Below are 5,542 nucleotides of genomic sequence, written 5' to 3'. Positions count from 1 at the left end.
TCGCCGACAACAAAAACTACGCCCGCAGCCTGAAGCGCCGCCTCGCTGCCGAAGTGCTGCTGGATGCCGTCAGCGATGTCACCGGCCAGCGCGACAGCTTTAGCGGCCTGCCGCCCAATGCCCGCGCCGTGCAGACCTGGAATCACAAGCTCGACAGCGACTTCCTCGATGCCTTTGGCCGCCCAAATGCCAGCCAGGAATGCCCCTGCGAACGCGAGCGCAAACCCAGCGTCGTCCAGGCCCTGCATCTGATGAATTCCAACAGCCTGCAAACCAAGCTCACCAGCAGCGAAGGCCGCATCAGCAAGCTCGCCAAGAGCGATCTGCCCGAGCCTAAGCTCGTGAACGAGATCTACCTCGCCACCTACAACCGCCTGCCAAACGCCGCCGAACTTCAGACCTCCCTCCGCTTCTTCAACACCCCCGGCTCCACCCGCCAAACCGCCGCCGAAGACCTCGCCTGGGCGCTGATCAACTCAGCGGAGTTCGTGTTTAATCATTGATGCCTTGAGCGGCAAGACTTGCCGTTCGCCTCCCGTAATTTGCAGCGTGACTTCCCCCATTCACACCAACTGCGCCGGCATGGCGCGCCGTGATTTCCTCCAAACTGGCTTCGGCGCCATTGGCGGACTCGGCATGTCCCAGCTCATGAGCCTGCGTGCGCAGGCCGCTCAGGCTCGCGGTCTCGCGAGCCCGAACAACGTGAACTGCATCCTCGTCTGGCTCGATGGCGGCCCCTCGCACTACGAGACCTTTGACCCGAAGCCGACCGCCCCGCAGGACATTCGCGGGGAGTTCAAATCCATCCCCACTTGTGTTCCCGGCACGCACTTTTGTGAAACGATGCCGCTGCTGGCCAAGAGCTTCGACAAGTTCAGCGTCATCCGCTCCATCTGCCACAAGGACCCGAATCACGGCGGCGGGAATCATTACATGATGACTGGAGCACCGACGCCGGTGCCGGTTGGTTGCGGTGCCTTCGTCAGCTTCCATCCTTCGTTTGGCTCCATGGTTTCGCAGTCACGCGGTATTCGCGGCGGGTTGCCCGCCTACATGAGTCTGCCGAATGTCTCGCGCTCCGGTGGTCCGAACTTCCTCGGCGCTCAACATGCGCCCTTCGTCATCGGCGGTGATCCGAGCGGCAAATCCTTCCGCGTCCGCGATGTCGCCATTCCTCAGGACATCAGCGAAGGCCGCGCGATGCATCGCAATCAACTGCGCGAGTCTTTGGACAGCCTGAAACGCATCACGGACAAGGCGGCAGAAGACCCCACCGTCGGTTTTGATCAGTTTTACGGCCAGGCGCTCGACCTCGTGACCTCGCCTGTCGCACAGGCAGCCTTCGATGTGAGCAAAGAGCCCGAAGCCACCCGCAAACTCTATGGCGAACATGACTTTGGTCAGCGTCTGCTGCTTGCTCGTCGCCTCGCCGAAGTTGGCGTCAGCTTCAGCGTCGTTTATTGGGGCGGCTGGGATGACCATCGCGGCATCTTCAAGACCTTCAAAGATGGCAAAGCCGCCAAGCTCGACCAAGGCATGAACGGCCTGATCACCGATCTCAGCCAGCGCGGCATGTTGGATAACACACTCGTCATCTGCCTCGGCGAATTTGGCCGCACGCCGAAGGTCAATAAAGACGCGGGTCGTGATCACTGGCCGGGCGCGATGAGCGTGCTCATGGCAGGTGCGGGCATCCCCGGCGGACAAATCGTCGGTGCCACGGACCCCAAGGGCTACTACGCCGCCGAAAACATCTACTCCCCTGAGGACTTCGCCGTCTCGCTCTACACGAAGCTGGGCATTGATCCGCATCAGGTGCTGCACACGAACACCGGTCGTCCTGTGCAGCTCGTGAACGGTGGCAAGCCCATCAAAGAGTTGTTTGCGTGAGCACGCGACTGACTTTCGCTCTCTGTCTCGGTGCCTCGCTGCTTCATGCCGAGGCACCGAAGCTGGAGGCCATCTTTCCCGCCGGCGGGCAGGCAGGTTCTAGCTTTGTCATGAGCGCCAGCGGCAAGCTGGAAGCCGATGCTCGACTGTGGACATCAGCCCCAGGAATCCACTTCGTTCCGAACGGCAAAAAACGTGAGTGGCAGGTCACCCTCGCCGCTGATGCGCCGCTTGGGATGCACCTCATGCACTGCGCGAATGCCGACGGAGCCTCCGAGCCTCGTTGGTTCAGTGTCGGCAGTCTGCCTGAGCTCGCGGAAGTCGAGCCGAACGACGAAGTCGCCAAACCTCAGGTCATCGAAAAACTCCCCGTCTGCCTCAATGCCCGCCTCGACAAAAGTGGCGACATGGATGGTTACGCGGTGAAGCTCGAAGCCGGGCAGACGCTCGTCGGCATCGTCGAAGCATACTCGCTCGGTTCCGGCGTGGACATGCTCGCCCATGTGATGGACGAGGCGGGCGTGAGGCTCCTCACCGCCAGTGATTCACGCAATCTTGATCCCGTGCTGAGCTTCAAAGCACCGAAGGCAGGCCGATACATCGTCCAGCTCGCCGGCTTCCCGCATCCGCCTGCTGCCGATGTCCGCTTCACCGGCAGTGCCACCACCGTTTACCGCCTCCACCTCAGCGCCAGCGCTGCCATGACGCAGCTGTTCCCCGCCGCCGTGGCTTCGACAGGCAAGAGCGAGGTCGAACTCATCGGCCACAATCTCGACCCGAAGAAGTCGAAGCACACCTTTGAAGCCAAAGACCTCCGTCGTGATGGCGAACTCGCCTTCGTGACACCTCCGGGAGCCCTTTTGCCGATCCAAGTGCTCGTCACCGCAAAGCCCGCCACGGCTGAAAAAGAGCCCAACAACACTAAGGAGCAAGCCACGCCGATCCAAGTCGGTGCCATCGGCGGACGCATCACCGACAAGAGTGATGTCGATCGTTTCTCCATCACCATGAAGAAGGGCGACAAACTCCAAGCGCGAGTCTTTGCGAAGCGTCTCGGCATTCCCTTCGATGCCCTGCTGAAGATCGAAGGCCCCGACGGCAAGCTCATCACCAGCGCCGATGACGAAAGCGAGCAGCGCCCCGATCCTCAGGTCATCTGGACCGCCGCAGTCGATGGGCCGCACGTCATCGTCGTGGAGGATTTGTTTCACCAAGGTGGCGCCGAAAAGGGCTACGTCCTCGATGTCGCCGCCCCTACACCCGCCTTTGAAGTCACTCTCGCCGATGCAAAGCCCATCACGCTCGAAGCAGGAAAAACAGCGAGCCTGAAAGCCACCGTGAAGCTCCTCAACAGCTTCAAAGGCCCGCTCATCGCCCGAATCGCCAACCTGCCCTCTGGCGTCAGTGCCGCCGAAGTCGCCGTGCCTGAAAAAGGCGGCGAAGTGGAGATCAAACTCCAAGCCGCCACGAATGCGATCAAGTCCGGCCAAGCCATCCAGATCGAAGTTTGGACCAAGGACGCTCCCATTCTCTCCAAGCCCGCCACCGTACCCCTGCGCGGCGAAAACAAACGCGGCTCCAGCCAGCTCGATGACACGACTCAGGTGTGGCTGACGGTGAAGTGATCACGCCAAAATCGGCCTCACCACTTCCCCATGCACATCGGTGAGGCGGTAGTCGCGGCCTTGGTAGCGGAAGGTGAGGCGCTCGTGATCGAGACCGAGCAGGTGCAGCAGGGTGGCGTTGAGATCGTGGGTATGCACGGCCCCTTCGACGGCGTTGAAGCCGAGTTCGTCGGTCTTGCCGTGCATGATGCCGCCCTTCACGCCGCCGCCGGCCATCCACATCGTGTAGGCGTCTTTGTGGTGATCGCGGCCCGCGGTGGTCTTCTTGCCATCGCCATCCACGCCCTGGCGCAGCGGTGTGCGACCAAACTCGCTGCCCCAGATCACGAGCGTTTCATCGAGCAGGCCGCGCTGTTTCAGATCACGCACCAGCGCGGCCATGGGCTGATCCACATCCTTCGCCTTGGCACGCAGACGTTTGTCGAGACCGCCGTGATGATCCCAGTCGGAGTCAAAGAGCTGCACCATGCGCACACCGCGCTCCACGAGCCGACGCGCGAGCAGGCAGTTGTTGGCAAAGGAGGCCTTCCCCGGCTGCGCGCCGTACATCTCCAGTGTGGCGGCGGGTTCCTGCGAGATGTCCATCAGCTCCGGCACGCTGGCCTGCATTCGGAAAGCCATCTCATACTGGCTGATGCGCGTGGCGATCTCGGGATCACCCACGATGCCCAGGTTCTGCTCATTCAGCGCCCTCACCGCATCCAGCACCTGACGCCGATCCCCGCGCGTGTGGCCCTCGGGATTGCTGAGAAAGAGCACCGGATCACCGCTGCTGCGGAACTGCACCCCCTGATACACACTCGGCAAGAAGCCCGTGCTCCACAGCGCCGTCCCCGCACCGCCGGGCGGGCCGGAGGAAAGCACGACATAGCTCGGCAGATCGCGATTGTCCGTGCCGAGGCCATACGTCACCCACGATCCCATGCTCGGCCTGCCGCCCTGGCCGAAACCCGTGTGCAGAAACATTTGCGCCGGGGCGTGATTGATCTCGTTCGTGTGCATCCCCTTCAGCAGGCAGATGTCATCGGCCACCGTCGCCAGATGGGGCAGCAGCTCCGACATCACCGCGCCGCTCTGCCCATGTTTGCCGAATTGGTAGGCCGAGCCCGCCAGCGTCATCTCCCCGCCGATGAAGGCAAAGCGCTTCCCCTTCAGCAACTCCTCCGGGCACCTCTGGCCGTCGTGCTTCCGCAGCGCGGGCTTGTCATCAAAGAGATCGAGCTGCGAAGGCGCGCCGATCATGTGCAGAAAAATGACGTTCTTCGCCCGAGGCGCAAAATGTGGCCGCGAAGCCGCCGAGATCTCCGCCGCCGGCAGATCCCGCGCCAGCAGTGATCCCAAAGCCGCCGCCCCCAAAGCCCCGCTGGAGCGCTGGAAAAAGTCGCGGCGGTTCAGGTGGAGGAAATCAGGAGACAGGGAGTGCATGGCCGCTGAAACGTCAGATGCGGGTGCGATCTATGCCTTGGTTTGTGAGGTGTGGTGAAAAGATCGGCTGGTTGGCCATCACTTCAATGCAGTAACTAGAACACGCCCTTAATGTCCTTATTTGATCTCGCCTGATATATCCCGAAACAGAAAATGCGCTTATTTAACTGGGATGCCCTGAGGGACTCTGCGTAGATCTTCAATACCGGCTTTTAGCTCCTGATTCATTTTCTCGAATGATTTGAAGCTTTCGCCACTTTTGCGCAAGGATTCATCCAATTCCCTTTGTTTTCGCATAGCTTCGATACTTCCATTCAAAAACTTACTGTGCTGATCCATCATCTCTTTGTTTCTCATCTCAATTGCGTCATCAGAAAGTTTGTTGAGATGTGCGCGATGCTCAGCTTTTTGACGTGGCATAATGCGCAGGTAGTAGTTCATGCCTCCAGCAACTCCTGCCAGCACTAAAAATCCAATCGCCGCGATGTTGATGTTAGAACTGTTCATTTTTTTGACTTTCATTTAGACCTTCTATAAATCAATCGCACAGCAAAAAACATCCCAATTATTTCAAACTATGCCCCAGTTTTACTGCATGCACT

At 60.2% G+C, this 5,542-nt stretch carries 5 protein-coding genes; 3 read left to right on the top strand and 2 right to left on the bottom strand.

What is annotated here, in order from left to right:
• From AC6FTP_RS25185 to AC6FTP_RS25175, 3 genes are all read left to right on the top strand, one after another.
• Nucleotides 1-503, top strand: a 503-nt coding sequence (locus AC6FTP_RS25185; RefSeq protein WP_497209659.1) for a DUF1553 domain-containing protein, incomplete at its 5' end; no start/stop codon positions are given.
• Between the two features lie 79 nt (nt 504-582).
• Nucleotides 583-1,890, top strand: coding sequence for a DUF1501 domain-containing protein (locus AC6FTP_RS25180; RefSeq protein WP_497200440.1), 1,308 nt, complete (start codon nt 583-585; stop codon nt 1,888-1,890).
• Nucleotides 1,887-3,515, top strand: coding sequence for a hypothetical protein (locus tag AC6FTP_RS25175; protein ID WP_497209658.1), 1,629 nt, complete (start codon nt 1,887-1,889; stop codon nt 3,513-3,515). Before AC6FTP_RS25180 ends, AC6FTP_RS25175 begins: the two co-directional genes overlap by 4 nt.
• On the opposite strand, the gene AC6FTP_RS25170 is transcribed toward AC6FTP_RS25175, so the two are convergent.
• A complete protein-coding gene (locus AC6FTP_RS25170; protein WP_497209657.1) occupies nt 3,516-4,940 on the bottom strand; it encodes a DUF1501 domain-containing protein in 1,425 nt (474 codons plus the stop codon).
• Nucleotides 4,941-5,099: 159 nt separating this feature from the next.
• Complete coding sequence (locus AC6FTP_RS25165) at nt 5,100-5,462, bottom strand: hypothetical protein (protein WP_497209656.1); 363 nt, start codon at nt 5,460-5,462, stop codon at nt 5,100-5,102.
• Nucleotides 5,463-5,542: the final 80 nt, after the last annotated feature.

It is taken from the genome of Prosthecobacter sp., from assembly GCF_044378005.1.
Classification (GTDB): Bacteria; Verrucomicrobiota; Verrucomicrobiia; order Verrucomicrobiales; family Verrucomicrobiaceae; genus Prosthecobacter.
The sequence above is the reverse complement of the archived record's forward strand: the minus strand, read 5'-3'. Positions and strand labels throughout refer to the sequence as shown.